We start from the raw sequence: 20,445 nt of genomic DNA, 5'->3' as shown, positions 1-20,445 counted from the left end.
TTTTCAAAACTTGTCCTATGCTTGAATTATATCATGAAAAAAAGCCGGAAGAATACCAGCTTTTTTCTTCATAATTAATTTGTCACTTTAAATAAACGAATACTCTCTTCGTATGCAGCTTGTAGTTTTTTCGTAATTGGTCCTCTTTCACCAGCCCCGAACTGTTCATCACCAATTTGAACGACTGGGAATATTTCAAGCGGCGTCGCTGTAAAGAAGCACTCCTCAGCGTCATATACTTCTTGTAATGAAAACTCTCGTTCCTCTACATCGATATGTAACTCTTTCGCTAATGTAATTACGTAGTGACGTGTAATACCATGTAAAATGAAATGATCCGCTGGATGTGTAATCAACTTATTATTCTTCACGATAAAGAAATTGGAATGACACCCTTCAGTCACAATACCATCTCGTACTAATATTGCTTCTTGATACCCTTGTTCATTTATTTTGTTTTTGATCATGATATTAGGAAGCAGATTTAAAGATTTTATATGGCAAAACTTCCACCTGATATCCTCTTCTACTGTCACCTTAATCCCTGCCTCCATTGAAGCAACTGGTCTTGGGAACGAAACAAGATTTGCAAAATATGTCGGTTGTAAATCTGATTCATATACATGATTGCGCGGTTGTGCCCCTCTTGATATTTGTAAATATACATTCCCATCTTCTTGAAATTGATTTTTTTTAATCATTTGATATAACTCTTCTACTAATTCTTCCTTCGTAAATGGTGGAATTAGTTTTATTTCCGCCATAGAGTTAAAGAATCGTTCCAAATGTAAATCTAATAAATGAGGCTTGCCATCGTATAGTCTAAATACTTCATAAATCCCATCACCAAATTGGAAGCCTCGCTCTTCTAATGCGACCATCGGCTGTTCTTCCTTCGTATTAATCATTCTCCCATTAAACAAGATCCAATCTTTATGAGTAGCTTTCATTCTTCCCCACTCCTTTATCACATGATTGATTTTATTGTACAACTTATGACACCCTGAAAGAAGGAATTTTCTGTATTTTCACAAACAAAAAATACATCACTTCGTAAAAGTGATGTATTTTATCATTTATTTAAGGAAATATTTTTCAATATCATCTAACATAAGGTTCGCAGCTTTAATACCGCCTGCTGTATTCCAGATTACCTCATCTACTTGGAATACTTTGTTATTTTTAGAAGCCTGTAGTTGCTTAAAGAGTGGATCTTCTGTCCATTCCTTTGCTAACGAATTTCCTTCATTATTCTTATCTGCATCTTTATCAGACGTGAAATAGAATAAGTAGTCTCCGTCCATATTTGGAATCTGCTCTTTTGTAATTCCTTTTATCGCAAAATCATCTTTATCTTGTAATGGTGGTCGTTTAAATCCAATATCATTTAAAACAACGCCCGAGAATGAGTTTTTTTGATAAATGCGAACATCACCTGGCACGAAACGAATAATAGAAACTTTAGAATTCAATTTATCGCCTAACTTCTCTTTCATTCCTTCAATGCGTTTTTTATAATCATCAAGAGCTTTTTGCCCTTCTTTTTCTTTATTTACAGCTTTTGTATAAAGTGTAAAGTTTTCTTTCCAATCACCGCGTAATGTTTCTGCATAAACAGTTGGTGCGATTTCTTTTAGCTGATCATATATTTTTTCATGACGCATTTTATTTCCGATAATTAAATCTGGCTTAAGCTTCATTACAGCCTCTAAATTAATATCACGTTCAGTTCCTACAACTTCCGTGTTTTTTAACTCTTTCGCTAAATGAGGATACCATTCATCACCAGCACGTGGTTTCGTAGTCCCCACTGGCGTTACGCCCACAGCTAGGAGAGCCTCTGCGCCTTCATTTGTTAAAACAACAACTTTTTTAGGTGTACCATTTACTGTCGTTTCACCCATTGCATGCTTTACCGTATATGAATCTTTTGCTTTCGCTGATATATTATTTTCTTTTTTCTCTTCTTTACTACATCCTGCAATTACAACCATGAGTATCATAATGCAGAACATAATTAGTTTTTTAGTATGTATCATATGTCCTCCCTAGATGAAATCGATTATCATTAACATTTAAAGATTAATGTATCTTACATACATTGTCAATGTATATAAGAAAACTTTTTTAATATATACTTTTTAGATTCTATCCGCTTTTCTAATGTTTCTTTTTAAAATATAGTGCATAAGTATGAAAATAAATGTTGTTATTAAAATGCGCATCCTTGTTATACATAACAAGGATACGCATCCATATTGCATTATCATTTCAATTCCTAATATTGAGTATATTTAATATACGCTGGGTCATTATATACCCACTGATTTCCACCAAGGTTTAACCAACCATTTTCATTTATATATACTAAATAAGATTCTGGAGAATTTAATTGGCGGATAACTGCAGATGTAGTTGATGGACCACTTCTTAAATTTACATTCATCCCTTGTATATATGCAACCCCAATCGGGCTTCCATCACTATTGCTTGTCTTTACAAAATTAATGTACGAAGGATCATTATACACCCATTGTCCATTCCCCAAATCTAGCCATCCGTTACTTTCCTGATATACAACGTAAGATTCTGGAGAATTTAATTGACGAATAACTGAGGAAGAAGTTGATGGACCATTTCTTAAATTTACATTTTTCCCAAGAATATAAGCGATTCCCTTCGTTTGAGGTGTCGGTTGTGGATTTGGAGCTACTCCAAAAATAGCTGCTATTCCATTTGCATACGCTTGACTTAGATCTTCAATAAATTGTGGATTTTTTAATAAATTTGCATCAAACGCTGTATCAATAAAAGCAGTCTCAGTTAAAATTGCATCCATTGCGGTTTCTCTTAATACCGCATAATTTTCTTTTTTTGCTCCTCGATCACGAAGACCATATTTTGTTAATACAGGATTGACAGCTGTATGCATTTTTTGTTGCTTTGCATATGCAGTGCTGCTATTGGATAACGCATTATAAATATAACTTTCAAAACCTGTACCCCCGCCGCTATTAATATGAAATGAAATAAAATAATCCGCACTGAAAGCATTAGCAATATTAGCACGTTCCGATAAAGAAATAAACACATCACTATCACGTGTCATTTTAATTGTAATTGGGTAATTTACCGTTAAAATGTCTCGAACGCGTCTAGCAATTTGAAGTGTTAAGTTTTTTTCTACTAAACCATTACCAACAGCACCAGAATCATATCCACCGTGCCCTGCGTCTATAACAAGTTTCATTTTATTGCCCCGCCCCTTTCTTGTAATATGTTTGCATTTCTACTCGTCCTATTTTATGTGAAATGTACAGGTTCTGTTACAATTGCAAATAAAAAAACCGCCTTATGTAAGGCGGTTTCTATCATCTTGCTTTAACCAATTTAAAATAAATATATACGATTGATAGTGAACATAACGTATGCAAAATAAAATAAATAAAAGTGCTATTCCAACACCACTATAAAGTAAACCAAACTTTAAAAAAACATTTACAAGTGGTGGAAAGTTCATTAAATTTTGTAATGTACTAAGCATACAAAACATAATGAAAAAGACAGGGATGTATTGTAATTCATACGGCTTTTTTTTCTTACTCATTCTTTTCCGAATGATTATATGACATAATTCTGCTACTATAAAGCACCCTCCAATTAATACAAGACCAGAAGTCATCGTCATACATCCACCTGCCTTATATTTATTGTATCGCATAAATAATCATCGTTATATTTTCTTTACATACTCTTCATCTTCTGAAGCAAAACCAAAACTCTCTATGAAAGACTTCGCCTTTTCTGTTAATTTCTCTTGTAGCACTGTTATTTCTTTCACATTTCTTTGTTTCATCATTTCTTCAAATGTAAAATACGTATTTGTACCATAACCGTAACCTTGGTAATCAAAATGAATAATTAGCTGTGATAAAACAGCCCGTTCCTCTTGTACACTATAATCTATTACACCAATATATGTATCATCAACTTTCACACAGTACTGTACCTTTTTCTCACCTAAACTATGCGATTTAAACATTTCTTTAACAACGCTTTCATTTTCTACAGTAACTTTCTCAAACGTAATCATATGTTGTCCATCCTTTTACTATTATTGTATCAATAATACTTCCTATTTATTAAAAAAACCTTAAGACCGTATGCGATCTTAAGGTTTTTCTAATTAAACTAAGCTATACGCACGTTTTGTTTCTTCATGGAACTTATTCGTATCGTATTTATGCTCAACATAAATTTGGTGCCATACCATAAACGCAAGTACAGTCCAAATTTTACGGCTATAATCGCCTTTATCTGCACAATGTGCTTCCAGTAAGTTTAATACATACTGTTTGTCGATTAAATGCTCTGTCTTACTTTCGTTTATAATATTTATAGCCCAATCATGCATTTCGTCTTTTAACCAGTGACGAATTGGTACTGGGAATCCAAGTTTTTTACGATCTAATACGTGATCTGGAACGATTCCGCGTGCTGCTTCACGTAAAATAGCTTTCGTAGTTCCGTTAGCAATCTTAAATTCAGTTGGAATTTTAGATGCAACATCGAATACTTCTTTATCTAAGAACGGTACACGAAGTTCTAATGAGTTTGCCATTGTCATTTTATCAGCTTTTAATAAAATGTCACCGCGTAGCCATGTGAACATGTCAATGTACTGCATTTTACTTACATCATCATAATCTTTAATCTCGTTATACAATGGTTTCGTGATATCCATATAGTTAACACTTTCATTGTAATACTTCATTAATTCAGCTTTTTCTTCTTCACGGAAGATTTTAGCATTTCCATAGTAACGCTCTTCAATTGGTGTACATCCACGCTCTAGGAAGCTCTTACCTTTAAATCCTTCTTTAAGAGCACCACTTAATGCTTTTAGAACGCTCTTACCTGGGCTAGGAATGTAAGAGAACATTTTTAGTGAGTTTGGCTCACGGTAAATGTTATAACCACCAAATAGCTCGTCTGCGCCTTCACCAGAAAGAACAACTGTTACATGTTTACGTGCTTCTTTCGCAACGAAGTACAATGGTACAGCTGCTGGATCAGCTAAAGGATCATCCATATGCCAAATGATTTTTGGGAACTCATCCATAAATTCTTTCGCTGAAATGAATACGTTATGGTTTTTAACGCCTAATTTCTCAGCAGTTTCTTTCGCAACATCAACTTCACTGAAACCACGTTGCTCAAAACCAACAGAGAATGTTAAAAGATTTGGATTCATTTCTCTTGCGATAGAAGCGATGATAGATGAATCGATACCACCAGATAAGAATGAACCTACTGGTACATCACTACGCATATGCACTTTTACTGAATCATATAACACATCACGAATTGCTTGGATATGCTCCTCTTTCGTTGCACTTGAAGCGTTGAAATAAGGTTTCCAGTAGCGATGGATTTCCATCTCTTTACCGATTTCTTTTACGAAATAATGACCAGGCTCGATTTTATTAACATCAATTGTTAACGTTTCTGGCTCTGGACCATATTGGTACGTAAAGTAATGTTGTAGTGACGTTGGATTAACGCCTTTATCTTCCATCACATGCATAATACTTTTCTTCTCAGATGCGAAGAATGTAGTATCACCTTGTTGTGCAATGTATAAAGGTTTAATACCGAAGTGGTCACGTGCACCGAAAAGTTTCTTTTCCTCACGATCCCAAATCATAAATGCAAACATACCACGAAGGTAGTCTACACATTTTTCTTTCATATGTGCATACAATGCAATGATAACTTCTGTATCAGATTGCGTTGCAAACGTTGCACCTTTTTCAAGTAACATTTCACGTAATTCTACATAGTTGTAAATTTCACCATTAAAAATAATTACATATCGATCATTTTCATAAGTTAGCGGCTGATGTCCTGCCTCTAAGTCAATGATGCTTAAACGGCGGAAGCCAAATTGTACATGTTCATCACGAAAATATCCTTCGTCATCTGGACCACGGTGGAAAATCATCGTGTTCATATTTTCAAATTGATGTTTTTCTGTTTCTGAAAACTCTCTAGGGTTTTCACATAAACATCCTACAAAACCACACATACTTCTTACCCTCTTTCAGTTTTCATTCTGTCTCTATACTACTATATCAACCCTATTTATACTAGCATAATCAACTGAATATGGCGACCAAAAACTATAAAAAAATCACTCCATTTCACATTTTTAACAATTTTTTATGAAAACATGAAAACTAGGCACTCACCTTTCTCCGCTTTTGTCATATGATATTGCAAATTGATTTCTAGGAGGGAATACCATGAGTGAAGAAAAAAAAGATTCTTCTCGCCCACCGGTTCGTAATTACTTAAAGCAAATTGATGATTTCTTCGAGCAAACACCTCTTCGCAATGTAATCGCTGATTTAAATCATTTTTTCCAAAAAGGAAACCGTTTATTAACATTCCCTGTAGATTTATATGAAGTTGGTGAAGAACTCGTTGTTACAGCTGAACTACCAGGTATACAAAAAGAACAAATCCAAATTGAAATACAAAGTGAATACTTAAAAGTCTCTGTAAAAGAAGAGATACTTGAAGAAGAAGAACAAACATCCCATAACTATTATCGCCGAGAACGTTCCATTTCAGAAGCATCAAGATTGATTAAATTGCCGTATTCAATTAATAAAAAAGCGGCAAAAGCTTCTTATCAAAACGGCGTATTAGAAATTCGTGCGCCGAAACTTCCCCAGCAACATGACATTTTATCGATAGACTAATACAAAAAAAATAAGGGTGCTATGCACCCTTATTTTTAACCCACTAATCGCTTCATATCACGTATAATGTCTTCGTATGGCGTATTACTAATGCCACTATACTTTTTCATTACTTTTCCGTTTTGATCAATTAAATAAAATGATGTACCATGCATGACCTGACCGTTCTCCGGCTTATCTACAAGTGATTGGAAATTATCTTTTGAAAACTTTGTAATATCTTCTAACGAATACCCCGTTAATAAATTCCAGTTACTAGTATCCTCTGTAAACTTTTGAATAAAAGCTTTCAGATTTTCTGGCTTATCAAGGTCTGGATCTACACTAAATGAAACAAACTGAACGTCTAATTTCTCTTCTTTTGCCATCTTTTGAAGCTTGGCCATATTTGCAGTCATTGGTGGACAAACTGTCTGACAATTTGTGAACATAAAATCTGCAACCCAAACTTTCCCTTTTAAATCTTTTGTACCAAATTTCTTTCCATCTTGATTTGTAAATTGGAAGGTTTCTAAATCCCAATTTAATGGTTTACGAAGCTTTGAACCTGATTCACTACATCCAGCAAGTACAAAGAGACAAAATACAACCATAAGACCAATTATTTTTTGATAACGCTTCATTTATAAACCTCTTTTCTCTATCCTAAATTTAAATAGGTTATGTTTATAATAACAAAAGTTAACACTACGAGAAAATTGTTTACTACATTTGTTCACGAAATCGTACGAATTTACGTATGTTACTTCTTTATTTCAAGCGAATTACTAGACAAAATATATTTTTTTACTATTATTTCTCTAAATAAAAGTGATAAAACTAATTTCATTGTTACTTTTGTAAATACCTCTCCCTATTTTTTAACAATTCCTTAAACATTAATCCATGTTTTACACTGTATTCCTTAACAACATTTCGGTACAATACAAATACAACGATTTTAAATGAGGTGATGTTCATGGCAAAGCGCTATGAAAATATGGATAATGTTAGTACAAAAAAATCAATTCGCTCTTTTTTACGCTGGCGTAAAGAACGAAAGCAAAACAAAAAAGATTTTTCTTTCTTAGTAGAACAATCACCCGTTAAACAAAGTGCTTTTTTGCAAAGTAATGTTGAAAAAACGACTATCACATGGATTGGGCATTCCACTTTTCTTATCCAAACGAATGGACTTAATATATTAACAGATCCAGTATGGGCTAATAAATTAAAGCTAGTTCCAAGACTTACAGAACCTGGACTCTCTATAGAAGCACTACCTAAAATTGATATTGTCCTTATTTCACATGGTCATTATGATCATTTAGATTTTTCAACTCTTCGTCAGTTGAATGATGATGTTCTATATCTTGTACCTATTGGATTAAAAAAATTATTTACTCGTAAGAAATTTAAACATGTAGAAGAGTATAAATGGTGGGAAAGTACGATAATTAACGAAGTTTCTTTTCACTTCGTACCTGCTCAGCACTGGACGAGAAGATTCTTATTTGATATGAATACGTCTCACTGGGGCGGATGGATTATTGATAATGAAACGACTATGGAAACCATATATTTTTGTGGCGACAGTGGCTATTTCCAAGGTTTCAAAGAAATTGGTGAACGCTTTTTAATTGATATTGCTCTTATGCCCATTGGCGCTTATGAACCAGAATGGTTTATGAAAGTATCTCATGTTTCACCTGAAGAGGCCGTGCAAGCTTATTTAGATTTAAACGCTACACATTTTATACCAATGCATTACGGAGCTTTTGCACTCGCCGATGAAACACCTCGTGAAGCAATAACTAGACTTCGAAATAATTGGAATTTGCGCATGTTACCGTGGGAACAACTGCATGTACTCTTTTTAGGTCAAACTTTTATTTATAGTAACGCAACAAATGATAAGCAAATAAACGAAAAAATTGAAACTTTACATGTGTAACGTAATGACTGATTTTCTATATCCAACATATAATATAGAAAATCCTATAGTGAAACTTTAATTAGTGGGATTTCTTCATCCCCACTGATTATTTGCCTTCACCAATCAAGCTTTTACGGGCAGCCCGCTACCTAACCTCTTTGCTCCAGCTAAATTTGAGGTAGAGAGTTTTACTGTCCGCAAATAGCGGGATAAAGGGTGTTTTCTATGAATGAATATTTACAGACTCGCTATATCATTAGCGGTAGTGCCTGTGTAGCTCTTCTTATTTCTTACTTTCTATTTACATAAAAAAGCTACTTGAAATATATTTTCAAGTAGCTTTTTTATTACTCTGCTAAATACATAAATCCGATTGCGCCCGGACCTGTATGAGTACTAATAATAGGCGTTGTATAGAAAATTTCTGATTGAGCAAATCCACTCACTTTTTCAACCGCCGCTTTCATACTTTCAGCTAAAGGAATTGCTTTCGCATGCGGAATTGCAACAGCTTTTACGACTTTTCCAGCCGTATCTTGCTCAAATAACTTAGCTAATGTTTTTACAATTTGGCCTTGGCTACGAACTTTCGTTACAGGATTATAAACACCGTCTTCAAGACTAGCAATCGGCTTTATATTAAGTAGCGAACCGATAAACGCTTTTCCTTTACCGATACGTCCACCCTTCACTAAGTTTTCTAATGTATCCACTACTACATATAAACGAGTATTCTTTCTTACTTCATCTACACGTTTTAAAATTTCTTCTAGTGAGCGTCCGTCATTTGCCATTTTGGCAGCTTCAATTACTTGATATGCTAAAGCATGTGTAATAAATTGAGAATCAACAACTGTTACTTTTGTATCAGTCATTGATGCAGCGCTATTTGCAGTTGCTACAGTACCGCTCATTCCACTTGTCATATGGATAGAAAGGACTTCGCTTCCATCTTCCCCTAGCTTGTCATACATTTCTACAAATGTACCCATAGCTGGTTGTGATGTTTTTGGTAATTCCTCTGATTTAATCATTTCTTCAATAAATTCGTCAGGTTGTAAATCAACGCGATCTAAATATGTTTGTCCATTTACAGAGATTGATAATGGTAAAACATGAATGTCATACTTTTCGATTACGTCTTGTGATAAATCTGCCGTTGAATCTGTTACAATTTTAATTTTTTGCATACTATACTTCTTCCCTTTCCAATACGCTCTCCTTGTTATTATACTAGTATTCCCATTGCTTTCAACAATTTGGAACGAAATTTCATCAAATTAATTATATTTTCATATCTAAAATGAAAAAGACAGAGTTTACTAACCCTGTCCGTACTTCGTATCATGCATTTTTTTCAAGGGTATTTGTTTTATATACATTTAAATAATCATTCCACTTCAAACAATTTTGTAAATATTCACGGAAAGAATACGAAAATCTTGGGTGTTTTTGTTTTTGAATTTTTGCAATAAATAATTGAAGACGAGACTGAATTAGAAACGATAATGGATGCTGTGCCTGTAGGACAGGGATTTCGAATATTTTAATGCAATCCCCTGTTGAATGAGTGAAATAAAAACTTTTCGTAATCACAATATCAATCCTCTTTTTCATTGGATTTTTGAACTTCCTCTACTTTGCGCTGTAACACGTTGTTTAAAGTGGAGTAAAATCAGACTTATATGATTTCTGTAGTCCTTATGGCTAGAAGATTTATACTCTATTCATCTCCACCTAATTCACCTTCCCGTCCTAAATATCTCTGAGACGGGAATCTCATTATCCATCAATTGTTTAATACATTTAGTATAAGCTTATAAAAGCGCAAAGTTTGTCTAAATTTTGGAGATTCTATAATTTTTTTCTTCTATATATTGTATACGTTTATAGCTATAGTATAACAAATAAATAAAAAAGTGCCTTTATAACGAGGCACTTTTCGACTGCATTTCTTCTCTTTTCTTTTTCCTCTTACTAACAACCTTTGATAACGCAATACTTACTTCATAAATACAAATAAGCGGCACTGCAACTAAACTATGAGATAAAAAGTCTGGCGGTGATATACAAGATGCAATGATAATTAATGCTACGTAAGCATACCTTCTTATTTTTATTAAAAATTCCGCCGTAAGTATTCCAATACTAGTTAAAAACATTACAACGACTGGCAATTCAAAAATCACAGCAAATGGAACTGTTAAATTAAGTACAAAATGAAAATACTTTTCTGTCGTAAACATCGTATTAAACATTTCATTACCTATCGTAGTTAAAAAGTGAAATAGAAACGGCATTACAATGAAATATCCAAAACATAAACCTGCGAGAAATAATATAGACAATACCGGTATATACATTATTGTCATCTTTTGTTCATTTGGATGTAAACCCGGTTTTACAAATAACCAAATTTGTATAGCAGCAAAAGGAATTGTACAAACGATAGCAAATACTGTAGCAATCGAGAAAAAAATCCACAATACATCACTTGGACCGAGAACAGTTAATTTCATTGGTAAATCTTTTACAAGCCAAAAATAAATATCCTTTGTAAAAGTAAATCCAATAATTAAAAATAGTACAAAGGATAACACCGTATATATTACTCTTTTTCGAAGCTCAACAATATGTTCTACTACGCTCATTTCCCGATCTTCCATCTCGTTCACCACACTTTATTTATCCATTACAAGGAAAATACACTACATTTTTTCTTTCTTTTCCTTTTCTTGAAATGCGTCATCTGTCAATTCTTTCGTTGATTTTTTAAACTCTTTTAACGTTTCCCCTAAAGCCTTCCCGATTTCCGGCAATTTTTTAGGTCCAAATAAAATGAGTACTGCTACTAAAATTAAAATTAACCCTGGAAAGCCAATATTTGAAAACATTTCCCCATCCCCTTTATTAGTAGTTTCCTTGTCCTACTATTACATAATTTTATTTTGTCAAAAAAGTTTGAAAACGTCAACAAATCCATTGTCTTTTGTCAAAAAAATTCAAAAATATAATCAATTATACAAATTTCATTTTCTATTGTTCTTGTGTATGATATGGTAAGGGAAATGACATATTATTTTATGATAGTAGAAAGGATTTGCATTATGACTGAAAAAATGACACGAATGACCCAATTTGTAAAAGAAGAAATTGCAAATGCAATTACACATGGTATCGGTGCCATTTTAAGCATCCCTGCCTTAATCATATTGATTATTCATGCTTCTAAGCACGGTACCGCATCAGCTGTAGTTGCATTTACTGTTTATGGTGTAAGCATGTTCTTACTGTACTTGTTTTCAACATTGCTACATAGCATTCATCATCCTAAAGTAGAAAAAATATTTACTATTTTAGATCATTCAGCCATTTACTTATTGATTGCTGGCACGTATACTCCTTTTCTACTTATTACACTTCGTGGCCCATTAGGATGGACGTTGCTTGCTATAATATGGACACTAGCAATCGGAGGTATCGTCTTCAAAATTTTCTTTGTACGTCGCTTTATAAAGGCTTCAACTTTATGTTACATCATTATGGGTTGGCTCATAATCGTTGCCATTAAACCACTTTATGAAAATCTAACTGGACATGGTTTTTCACTACTTTTAGCAGGTGGAATTTTATATTCTGTCGGAGCTATATTCTTCCTTTGGGAAAAGCTACCTTTCAACCATGCTATATGGCACCTGTTCGTTTTAGGTGGTAGTGCGATGATGTTCTTCTGTGTACTCTTTTATGTCTTACCTACAGCATAATAAAAAAGGATTCAGCTTATCGTAAGCTGAATCCTTTTTTATTACTTATGTAATTGTGATGCGATAACTTCCTGTGTATGCTTCGTTAATTCTTTAATATCCATATTCGCATAATCTTCAGGTGTAATCGGCTTAGAAATTGTTACTGTTGCATGAGCTGGCTTCATACGATTTCCATTCGCTTCAAACATCTTATATGTACCATCTAACGTTACAGGTAAAATTGCTACACCTGACTTTACTGCCAGATGAAAACTACCAGCCTTAAACTCTCCAACTTCGCCACCCTTACTTCTCGTTCCTTCAGGGAAAATTACGATAGAATGTCCATTCTTTAATAGTTCAATTCCATCTTTAATCGCTTGAAGAGATTGACGACGATCGCTACGATCCATAAATACACAATTCATAAGTTCCATCCAAGTTGGTACAACTGGGAACTTTTTAATCTCTGCTTTTGAAACGAATCCAATTGGTTTATTTAAGTAACCTAGTAAAACAGGGATATCCATATTACTTTGGTGATTACTTACAACTAGTACTGGCTTGTCTTTCGGAACATTTTCAAGTCCTTTCACTTCTACTGCCCCTCCAGCTACACGTACCATTTTCTTACCAAACCAATTTGTCGTTTTATACACAGCATTATCTTTTTCTTTTGGCGCCATCGTATTTACTTGTCTTTTAAGACGCCACATTCTCGGTGTAATCGCAATTACGATTAAAATTAAATAAAAGATTTTAAAAAACGTTTGAATCATACAGAACCCCCACCTATTATCATTCCGACCTTCATTATACTAGACAAACGAAGGAAAAAGAAGAAAAAAAGTCCAAACAGCAAGTGTTCGGACTTTTTAAGCATTCTATATTAGAAACGTTTTGCTAATTCACGAGCATTAGCAATTGCTGCTTCTTTAATTTCTTGTGCTTTTTCAGGGTTTGCATTCATACCTTCAACTGCGATATATTCAGTATCATTTACACCAACAAATCCTAATACAGTCTTTAAGTGATTGCGACCGAAGTCTACAGCTGCGTATGCTCCTTCAGAATATACGCCACCTGTTGCCTGAATGTGAAGTGCTTTTTTACCTTCTAATAAGCCGACTGGACCATTTTCAGTATATTTGAATGTTTTACCTGCGATTGCTACGTTATCTAAGTATGCTTTTACTACTGGTGGATAGCTAAAGTTCCACATTGGAGTTACGAATACATAACGATCTGCATTCATAAATGTTTCTAAGTTTGTGTTCATTGCTGCTACTTTTTGTTGTTGAACTTCAGTTAAAGCTTCAAAGCCTTCACCTGCTGCAAATTTACCCCAAGCAGCAAATACATCTGCATCAATTGCTGGTACTGTAGTGTTGAATAAATCAATTGTTACAACTTCGTCTTGTGGATGTTCGTTTTTATAAGCTTCGATGAAAGCTTCCCCTACTGCCATTCCGAAAGAACCTTCTGCTGAATTTGGATTTGCTGTGATAAATAGTACTTTTGTCATTGTATTCTCTCCCTTTTTTCTCTTTATCTTTAATTCAAGATTTGTTTTTTAAAAGTTAATAACTTATCTTATGTAAGTATAATACAAAAAGTTTTAATCAATGTCAATAAAAAATAGCTACTTTTTTTTCGTAAGTTAATGATTTACTTTGTTTCCTTAAAATTCAGTATACAGATATTAAGAACTCTTTCATATAAAAAGGCTACCTCTACAACTTATAGAGATAGCCTACTATTACATATTATTTTTGAAATACATGTTTTACTTTTTCAGCTGGAATATTACTTCCGCCTCTACCTTTTACATCTTCAATCATCATTGTAATGACCATATCTGGGGAATTTAAATCAAATGCAGCGAACCAACCTAGTTCTTTTCCTTCGGCCTCTTTTGATACTTTTAATTCCGCTGTACCTGTTTTTCCAGCAAGAGTCATGCCATCAATTTTAGCAATTTTCCCTGTACCATCTGGATCATTAATTACTTTCGTCATTGCAGTTTTTAATATATCCTGATTTCCTTTAGAAATTACATTTTCTTTCCAAGCTTTTGGTTGTTTATCTGTTTTAATAATATACGGTGACGGAATCGTTCCATCATTTACAATTGGCGCATACGTTAAAGCTAAATGAAGAGGAGTCATTAATACTTGTCCTTGTCCATATCCCGTATCTGCCATTTGAATATCATTTTTAATGCCGTCATTTGCAATTTTAGAAGCAGGGAATCCATATTCAATTGGTAGTTTCTCATCGAATCCGAATTTTTTTGCTTCACTCATAAACTTGTCTTTTCCAATTTTCAAAGCTTCTTGTGCGAAGTAAATATTATCCGAGTATTTCATCGCCTTATCAAGATCAATCGGATTTGCATCTTTCACACGCGTTACATAGTAATTACCCCAAGAAGAATCTTTTGTCCATTTTAATCCTTCAATTTTCAACTCTTCTTTTGGATCAATCGTTTTCGTTTCAAGACCAATTGCAGCTGTAATAGGTTTAAATACAGAACCTGGTACCGACAATTGTGTAAAGCGATTTGTCATTGGTTTTTTCGGATCATTATTCCAAGCTTCGCGTTGTGCCTTCGATGTCCCTCGTGCAATTATATTAGGATCATATGCTGGACTACTTACTAGTGCAATTGTTTCTCCACTTTTCGGATTAATTGCTGCACTTGAACCAGCTTCGCCCTTCATTTCATTATACGTTTTTTCTTGAACAGCACTATCAATAGTTAAAGTTACATTTTCTCCATCAACAGCATCTGTTTTTGCCAAGTTTTTAATTTCTTTTCCTTGCGCATCTTCTACAAAGACACGGCCACCTTTTTTACCGCGTAACTTTTCCTCTAATACTTGCTCTAAACCAGCTTTACCAACTGGGTCATCAGCTTGATAGCCTTTCTTTTGTAGCGTTTTTAAATCTTCAGCATTTACCTTTCCAATATAACCAGTCAGATGAGCTGCCGCTTCCCCTAACGGATATGTACGAACATTTACAGGTTTTGTTGAAACACCTGGTAAATCAATGTACGTATTTTGTGTTGCCCCTTCAGGCAAAATTCCAATTGGTACGAGATACCCTGGTTTTACCCATTTAGCAGCTAATTTTTGATCAATTTCTTCTACAGACATATTTAATAACTTCGCTACTGTTTCTTTCGTTTGCGGAGCAGTATCGCCTAACTTTTCAGGAATCAATCCGATTTCAGAAGCTTTCCCATTCGTTGCAAGACCTTTTCCATTACGATCGTATATTTCACCACGTTTTGGCTGTGTTGTCTGCATACGCACTTTACTATCTTTCGTCATGCCAGGGAAAATAAAATCAGGAGTCCAATCTATTTTCCAAGATTCTTTATCTCCATCTTTTTCTTTCACCATTTTTGCTTCATGACCAAATGTGATTTTACCACCAACTGTATCCATGCTTACTTTAAAAGGAACAGGACCTTCATCTTTTTTATCTTCTTTTACTTCCCCTGTTTCTACCTTTAAGTCTTTCACTTCGATACCAGAATAAATTTTTTCATATTTCTCAGTAAACTCTTTCTTTGAAATATCTTTTTTTGCATTTTTTGATAGTTGATCATACATATCTGCAAATTTTTGTTTATTCCACGCTTTTACATATGTATCAAACGCTTCTTGTGGTTTTTCTTCTTTACCACATCCAACTAACATGAATGTTAAGCAAAGAAAAAGAATCCCCCATATCTTTCTCAATCGATTCTCCTCCTCTTTCTATATTAGTACTTTTGAAAATTTTAGCATTTTTACATGCTACCTATCATTATAGCACTATCGAATCTCATCTATAAACTTATATTGGTGAATACAAATAAAAAGATTGATGTGAATTCTCACATCAATCTTTTTTATTATTGTTGCTTCTCATATACATGGTAATAATACGTATACGGGTTTTTTTCATCCGTTAAACCTTTTTCTACAAAAATCTCTTTCCAATTTGTCATATCCATTTCTGGGAAGAATGTATCTCCTTCAAATGCATGATGGATTTTTGTTATATACAACTTGTCTACATAAGGTAAAAAGAGATCGTAAATTTGCGCTCCGCCAAAAATAAAAATCTCTTCTTCATTTTTACATAGTTCAAATACTTCTTCTACAGAATGAACAACTTCACACCCTTCAACATGATACCCTTCATTACGAGTTACAATAATATTACGTCTTCCAGGCAGTGGTCTACCAATCGCTTCATAGTTCTTTCTTCCCATAATAAGCGGGTAGCCCATCGTTGTTTTCTTCACGTATTGTAATTCACTCGGCAAACGCCAAGGTAAATTATTATCTTTACCAATTACTCTATTTTCGTCCATCGCGACCATAAATGAAACAATCATTTTTTCATCTCCTCTACAATTATACTGCAACCGGTGCTTTAATTGCTGGATGCGGATCGTATCCTTCAATCGTTAAATCTTCCATTTCAAAATCAAACACAGATTTCACATCTGGATTTAATGTAAGTTTCGGGAATGGACGTGGTTCACGTGCCAATTGCTTTTCTACTTGTTCAAAATGATTCGTATAAATGTGTGCATCTCCAATTGTATGAACAAATTCTCCTACTTCAAGACCACATTCATGTGCAATTAAATGTGTTAGTAGTGAATAACTTGCGATGTTAAATGGAATTCCAAGGAATATGTCACCACTTCTTTGATATAGCTGACAAGAAAGTTTTCCGTCCGCTACATAAAATTGGAATAATGTATGACAAGGCGGTAATGCCATACTCGGTACGTCTTCAGGATTCCAAGCAGAAACGATTAAACGACGTGAGTCTGGTGTTTTTTTAATCATTTCAATTACATCTTTTAATTGATCAAGTGTCTCACCAGCTGTCGTTTTCCAAGCACGCCATTGTTTACCGTAAACGTCTCCTAAATAACCATATTTATTTGAGAACTCATCATCTTCTAAAACGTTCTTTTTAAACAATTCCATTTGCTCATCGTACTGTACTTTAAATTCTTCATCTTGTTGTGAGCGAAGACCAAAATCAGTCATGTCAGGACCAGTATACTCATCACTTTCTACCCAGCTCTTAAACGCCCATTCATTCCAAATGTTATTATTATGCTGCAATAAATAGCGAATATTTGTATCACCTTTCATAAACCAAAGTAGTTCACTTGCTACAAGGCGAAATGGTACTCTTTTTGTCGTTAATAAAGGAAATCCTTTGCTCAAATCAAAACGCATTTGATATCCAAATACAGATACAGTTCCTGTCCCTGTACGATCTTCTTTCTTCGTACCATGTTCCATTACATGGCGGCATAAATTTAAGTATTCATTTTCAGCATGTTTCATATGTAGGAAAACCTTCTTTCAATCGTATATGGAATTTATCATAACATGAAAAATGGTAAATTTAATAATCTTAATTAATAAAATTTCTTGCGCTAATTCTTACAAAATTATTAACTTTCCATATTTTAAAAGGTTTTCATTTTCTATTACCGAAAGTATAGTGCGGTAGATCAAAATTTATATTTGGAGGTTAGAAATATGTCTAAAATTGAAACACCTGTTATGACTTCTTTACAAACCACGGTTGAAAAAATGATGAAGGATTTAAATGTTCCTGGTGTTGCTGTCGCTGTTATAAAAGACGGTGAAGTTATTCTTTCAGAAGGTTTCGGCTATCGTAATATAGAAACAAAAGAGGCTGTTACACCGAATACTCGATTCGCAATCGGTTCCTCAACGAAAGCGTTTGGTACACTTTCATTAAGCTTGTTAGCACAGCAAAAAAAGTTTAATTGGGATGCTCCTGTCCCGTCTTATATACCTAACTTTACTTTATCTGAACTACTTGCTAGCTCACAAGTTACAGGACGGGATTTAGCTTCTCATCGAACTGGAGTGAGTCGTCATGAGGCTCTTTGGTACAGTTCTTCCTTATCTCGAAAAGATCTCGTTGAAAAAATAAAACATTTACCACTTGATGCACCGTTCCGGACTGCATTTCTATATAACAACTTAATGTATGCAACAATTAGCTACATTGTTGAAAACATTACAAATCAAACGTGGGAGCAATACACTACAGAACATATTTTAGAACCTTTAAATATGAGACATACAAACTTCTCTGTTAACGATTCACAAACTACAGATGATTACGCTTTACCTTACATTGAAAATGACGGTGAAATAAAAGCAGTTCCATTCCGTAACATCGATACAGTTGGCGCTGCTGGGTGTATTAATTCCACAATTGAAGATATGGCAAATTGGGTACTTCTCCACTTAAATGAAGGAAAATTTGGAGATCATGAATTAATCTCCTCTGAATTATTACAACAAATGTATACACCACACAATTCAATTCCAGACCAACCGGTTTTATCACTCCCTGAATCTCCATTAAATAGTTACGGTCTTGGTTGGTTTATTAGCGCTTATCGTGGTAAAAAAGTGATTCATCATGGCGGTAATATCGATGGATTTTCAGCGCTTGTTTCATTCATACCAACAGAAAACATAGGCCTTGTCATTTTAACGAATGCTGGAGGAACATTACTTCCTACTTATCTCGCTAATCAAATTTATGACGAACTACTTGAATTAGAATCCATTGATTGGCATAAACGTGCTGTAGAAGATACTAAAAAAATGAAGGAAATGATGAAAGAAGCAACTGAATCCCTCCCTGAACAAATTAAAGGGACTACACCTTCGCACAAGTTAGAGGATTATACTGGTACTTTTGAACATCCTGCATACGGAACATTACAAGTATACAAACGAGATGATTCGTTATATGTACAATTTATGGAAATGGATATTCAATTAGGGCATCATCATTACGACATCTTCTCCACAAAAGTTGACTTATTCCAAATGAAAATGAGCTTATTATTCGCTTATGAAATGAATGTAAGTGGTGAATTCCCATCCCTTCAGTTACATGTACCAGCTACATTAAGTACTCAGCCGCTTACATTTAAGAAAATTAAATAAGTATCTTGATGGTAAAAAATAAAGGTAGGTGCGAATCACACCTACCTTTTCTATTTCATATCAATCTTATCTGGTTGAAACCAAATTGGCTTCGATAACTCAAAGTTATTATGATCCTCTAAAACTATAGTAAGACGCTCTAACATATCATCTAACATATGCGGCGCTGCTCGTAATGTCCAGACAACTGAGGAGAAAACTGTCATGCCAACATACACCGTGTATAATTTCCAGAACTCCTCTGGTATTTTCCTATTAAAGTATCCTTCTATTTGTCCGATTGAATACGGAATACTAATATCCCTTGCAAACAGTGCAATTTTTACGAAATCATGAATTGGGTCACCCCAGTCATAGCCATTAAAATCAACAACACCTACATATTTTCCATCCCGTACAATTATATTTTCTAAATGAAAATCATCGTGTTGAAATCGATTCGGGCGGCTCTTTAAATATATTTTATTTTCCTCTATAAACTTTATGATTTTATCATCATTTTTTATTTTTATTCCGCATGTTTTGTATACCTCTACATATTTACTATGTTTTTTCATAGCTCTTTCATACCATGGAAGTATATCCTTAGGAGCTTCAAATGTATGCATTTTTGCTAAATCTTTTCCTGCCTCTATACCAATATCATATTGTTCTTTTGGTGAATACGTAGGCAATAGCTTCTTCGCATCTTCCCCTTCTAAATATGAAAAAATACTATAGCATACACCTTCTTCTTCCAATATACCTATTTCAATTGGCCTTTGTGCCTGTACGTTACGTTTTACCATTTCATTTAAAATTTGAAACTCTATTTTCTTTCTTTCATACTCTTTTATATCGCCTGTCCGAAATAAATATTTTTCATTATTTGCATTCGTAATTATATATTTCTTATCAGGCGAAAAACCTTTAGAAATTTCTTCAATATTCGCTGCATCTTTTACTATTTGTATATTGCTTTGCCGTGCTGTAATTATCTTCATATCTAT

21 protein-coding genes are annotated in these 20,445 nt (G+C 34.0%); 4 read left to right on the top strand and 17 right to left on the bottom strand.

What is annotated here, in order from left to right; genetic code table 11:
* Positions 1–74 precede the first annotated feature (74 nt).
* From dat to asnB, 6 genes are all read right to left on the bottom strand, one after another.
* Positions 75–950 (bottom strand): D-amino-acid transaminase, encoded by an 876-nt coding sequence (gene dat, locus NST27_RS10795; protein ID WP_000648387.1) that lies wholly within the window; start codon positions 948–950, stop codon positions 75–77.
* 126 nt (positions 951–1,076) lie between these two features.
* The gene (locus NST27_RS10790; RefSeq protein WP_000581989.1) at positions 1,077–2,039 is read right to left on the bottom strand and encodes an ABC transporter substrate-binding protein; all 963 of its coding nucleotides are present in this window, start codon (positions 2,037–2,039) and stop codon (positions 1,077–1,079) included.
* A 239-nt stretch (positions 2,040–2,278) separates the two neighbouring features.
* The gene (locus NST27_RS10785; RefSeq protein ID WP_047386071.1) at positions 2,279–3,250 is read right to left on the bottom strand and encodes an N-acetylmuramoyl-L-alanine amidase; all 972 of its coding nucleotides are present in this window, start codon (positions 3,248–3,250) and stop codon (positions 2,279–2,281) included.
* 102 nt (positions 3,251–3,352) lie between these two features.
* Entirely contained in the window at positions 3,353–3,682 is a 330-nt protein-coding gene (locus NST27_RS10780; protein WP_000200459.1) for a hypothetical protein, read from the bottom strand.
* Between the two features lie 51 nt (positions 3,683–3,733).
* Complete coding sequence (locus tag NST27_RS10775; RefSeq protein WP_000627525.1) at positions 3,734–4,093, bottom strand: GNAT family N-acetyltransferase; 360 nt, start codon at positions 4,091–4,093, stop codon at positions 3,734–3,736.
* A 93-nt stretch (positions 4,094–4,186) separates the two neighbouring features.
* Positions 4,187–6,088 carry an asparagine synthase (glutamine-hydrolyzing) gene (gene asnB, locus NST27_RS10770; RefSeq protein ID WP_000333816.1) on the bottom strand — a complete coding sequence of 634 codons (1,902 nt, stop codon included), beginning with the start codon at positions 6,086–6,088 and terminating at the stop codon, positions 4,187–4,189.
* 217 nt (positions 6,089–6,305) lie between these two features.
* Between asnB and NST27_RS10765 the strand changes: the two genes are divergently transcribed.
* Positions 6,306–6,767 carry an Hsp20/alpha crystallin family protein gene (locus NST27_RS10765; protein WP_001288087.1) on the top strand — a complete coding sequence of 154 codons (462 nt, stop codon included), beginning with the start codon at positions 6,306–6,308 and terminating at the stop codon, positions 6,765–6,767.
* A gap of 35 nt (positions 6,768–6,802) precedes the next feature.
* On the opposite strand, the gene NST27_RS10760 is transcribed toward NST27_RS10765, so the two are convergent.
* On the bottom strand, positions 6,803–7,390 hold the full coding sequence (locus tag NST27_RS10760; RefSeq protein ID WP_000833331.1) for an SCO family protein: 588 nt from the start codon (positions 7,388–7,390) through the stop codon (positions 6,803–6,805).
* A gap of 335 nt (positions 7,391–7,725) precedes the next feature.
* Between NST27_RS10760 and NST27_RS10755 the strand changes: the two genes are divergently transcribed.
* Positions 7,726–8,700: an MBL fold metallo-hydrolase gene (locus tag NST27_RS10755; RefSeq protein ID WP_001129628.1), complete on the top strand. Its 975-nt coding sequence runs from the start codon at positions 7,726–7,728 to the stop codon at positions 8,698–8,700.
* A 329-nt stretch (positions 8,701–9,029) separates the two neighbouring features.
* On the opposite strand, the gene NST27_RS10750 is transcribed toward NST27_RS10755, so the two are convergent.
* From NST27_RS10750 to NST27_RS10735, 4 genes are all read right to left on the bottom strand, one after another.
* A complete protein-coding gene (locus NST27_RS10750; RefSeq protein ID WP_001169470.1) occupies positions 9,030–9,872 on the bottom strand; it encodes a DegV family protein in 843 nt (280 codons plus the stop codon).
* 154 nt (positions 9,873–10,026) lie between these two features.
* Complete coding sequence (locus NST27_RS10745) at positions 10,027–10,278, bottom strand: DUF2535 family protein (protein WP_000629012.1); 252 nt, start codon at positions 10,276–10,278, stop codon at positions 10,027–10,029.
* 329 nt (positions 10,279–10,607) lie between these two features.
* The gene (gene tatC / locus NST27_RS10740) at positions 10,608–11,348 is read right to left on the bottom strand and encodes a twin-arginine translocase subunit TatC (protein ID WP_000390120.1); all 741 of its coding nucleotides are present in this window, start codon (positions 11,346–11,348) and stop codon (positions 10,608–10,610) included.
* Between the two features lie 42 nt (positions 11,349–11,390).
* Positions 11,391–11,576 carry a twin-arginine translocase TatA/TatE family subunit gene (locus NST27_RS10735; protein WP_000492443.1) on the bottom strand — a complete coding sequence of 62 codons (186 nt, stop codon included), beginning with the start codon at positions 11,574–11,576 and terminating at the stop codon, positions 11,391–11,393.
* 213 nt (positions 11,577–11,789) lie between these two features.
* On the opposite strand from NST27_RS10735, the gene trhA reads away from it, so the two are divergent.
* Positions 11,790–12,446, top strand: coding sequence for a PAQR family membrane homeostasis protein TrhA (gene trhA, locus NST27_RS10730; RefSeq protein WP_000136889.1), 657 nt, complete (start codon positions 11,790–11,792; stop codon positions 12,444–12,446).
* 41 nt (positions 12,447–12,487) lie between these two features.
* Here the strand turns inward: trhA and NST27_RS10725 are convergent, their stop codons facing one another.
* The 5 genes from NST27_RS10725 to NST27_RS10705 form a co-directional block, all read right to left on the bottom strand.
* Positions 12,488–13,207 carry a lysophospholipid acyltransferase family protein gene (locus NST27_RS10725; protein WP_000616577.1) on the bottom strand — a complete coding sequence of 240 codons (720 nt, stop codon included), beginning with the start codon at positions 13,205–13,207 and terminating at the stop codon, positions 12,488–12,490.
* A 110-nt stretch (positions 13,208–13,317) separates the two neighbouring features.
* Complete coding sequence (locus NST27_RS10720) at positions 13,318–13,953, bottom strand: FMN-dependent NADH-azoreductase (RefSeq protein WP_000170025.1); 636 nt, start codon at positions 13,951–13,953, stop codon at positions 13,318–13,320.
* Positions 13,954–14,194: 241 nt separating this feature from the next.
* A complete protein-coding gene (pbpC, locus tag NST27_RS10715; RefSeq protein ID WP_001227243.1) occupies positions 14,195–16,180 on the bottom strand; it encodes a penicillin-binding protein 3 in 1,986 nt (661 codons plus the stop codon).
* Positions 16,181–16,335: 155 nt separating this feature from the next.
* Positions 16,336–16,824, bottom strand: a complete 489-nt coding sequence (locus NST27_RS10710; protein ID WP_000637218.1) for a dihydrofolate reductase — start codon at positions 16,822–16,824, stop codon at positions 16,336–16,338.
* A gap of 19 nt (positions 16,825–16,843) precedes the next feature.
* On the bottom strand, positions 16,844–17,800 hold the full coding sequence (locus NST27_RS10705; RefSeq protein WP_000679609.1) for a thymidylate synthase: 957 nt from the start codon (positions 17,798–17,800) through the stop codon (positions 16,844–16,846).
* Between the two features lie 198 nt (positions 17,801–17,998).
* Between NST27_RS10705 and NST27_RS10700 the strand changes: the two genes are divergently transcribed.
* Complete coding sequence (locus tag NST27_RS10700; protein ID WP_000034348.1) at positions 17,999–19,456, top strand: serine hydrolase; 1,458 nt, start codon at positions 17,999–18,001, stop codon at positions 19,454–19,456.
* 50 nt (positions 19,457–19,506) lie between these two features.
* Here NST27_RS10700 and NST27_RS10695 read toward each other — a convergent pair whose 3' ends face one another.
* Entirely contained in the window at positions 19,507–20,439 is a 933-nt protein-coding gene (locus NST27_RS10695; protein WP_047386068.1) for an aminoglycoside phosphotransferase family protein, read from the bottom strand.
* Positions 20,440–20,445: the final 6 nt, after the last annotated feature.

Origin of the sequence: Bacillus sp. FSL W8-0770 (assembly GCF_038008705.1) — a bacterium.
GTDB classification, from domain to species: domain Bacteria; phylum Bacillota; class Bacilli; order Bacillales; family Bacillaceae_G; genus Bacillus_A; species Bacillus_A cereus.
Note: the sequence above shows the minus strand (reverse complement) of the source record. Positions and strands in the feature narration are given on the sequence as shown.

Coding starts and splice junctions, on each gene's coding strand:
- trhA (WP_000136889.1), top strand. CDS start 11,790: ATGACTGAAAAAATGACACGAATGACCCAATTTGTAAAAGAAGAAATT.
- NST27_RS10725 (WP_000616577.1), bottom strand. CDS start 13,207: ATGATTCAAACGTTTTTTAAAATCTTTTATTTAATTTTAATCGTAATT.
- NST27_RS10705 (WP_000679609.1), bottom strand. CDS start 17,800: ATGAAACATGCTGAAAATGAATACTTAAATTTATGCCGCCATGTAATG.
- NST27_RS10750 (WP_001169470.1), bottom strand. CDS start 9,872: ATGCAAAAAATTAAAATTGTAACAGATTCAACGGCAGATTTATCACAA.
- NST27_RS10735 (WP_000492443.1), bottom strand. CDS start 11,576: ATGTTTTCAAATATTGGCTTTCCAGGGTTAATTTTAATTTTAGTAGCA.
- NST27_RS10785 (WP_047386071.1), bottom strand. CDS start 3,250: ATGAAACTTGTTATAGACGCAGGGCACGGTGGATATGATTCTGGTGCT.
- tatC (WP_000390120.1), bottom strand. CDS start 11,348: ATGGAAGATCGGGAAATGAGCGTAGTAGAACATATTGTTGAGCTTCGA.
- NST27_RS10720 (WP_000170025.1), bottom strand. CDS start 13,953: ATGACAAAAGTACTATTTATCACAGCAAATCCAAATTCAGCAGAAGGT.
- NST27_RS10700 (WP_000034348.1), top strand. CDS start 17,999: ATGTCTAAAATTGAAACACCTGTTATGACTTCTTTACAAACCACGGTT.
- NST27_RS10710 (WP_000637218.1), bottom strand. CDS start 16,824: ATGATTGTTTCATTTATGGTCGCGATGGACGAAAATAGAGTAATTGGT.
- NST27_RS10790 (WP_000581989.1), bottom strand. CDS start 2,039: ATGATACATACTAAAAAACTAATTATGTTCTGCATTATGATACTCATG.
- dat (WP_000648387.1), bottom strand. CDS start 950: ATGAAAGCTACTCATAAAGATTGGATCTTGTTTAATGGGAGAATGATT.
- NST27_RS10775 (WP_000627525.1), bottom strand. CDS start 4,093: ATGATTACGTTTGAGAAAGTTACTGTAGAAAATGAAAGCGTTGTTAAA.
- NST27_RS10765 (WP_001288087.1), top strand. CDS start 6,306: ATGAGTGAAGAAAAAAAAGATTCTTCTCGCCCACCGGTTCGTAATTAC.
- asnB (WP_000333816.1), bottom strand. CDS start 6,088: ATGTGTGGTTTTGTAGGATGTTTATGTGAAAACCCTAGAGAGTTTTCA.
- NST27_RS10760 (WP_000833331.1), bottom strand. CDS start 7,390: ATGAAGCGTTATCAAAAAATAATTGGTCTTATGGTTGTATTTTGTCTC.
- NST27_RS10780 (WP_000200459.1), bottom strand. CDS start 3,682: ATGACTTCTGGTCTTGTATTAATTGGAGGGTGCTTTATAGTAGCAGAA.
- NST27_RS10695 (WP_047386068.1), bottom strand. CDS start 20,439: ATGAAGATAATTACAGCACGGCAAAGCAATATACAAATAGTAAAAGAT.
- NST27_RS10755 (WP_001129628.1), top strand. CDS start 7,726: ATGGCAAAGCGCTATGAAAATATGGATAATGTTAGTACAAAAAAATCA.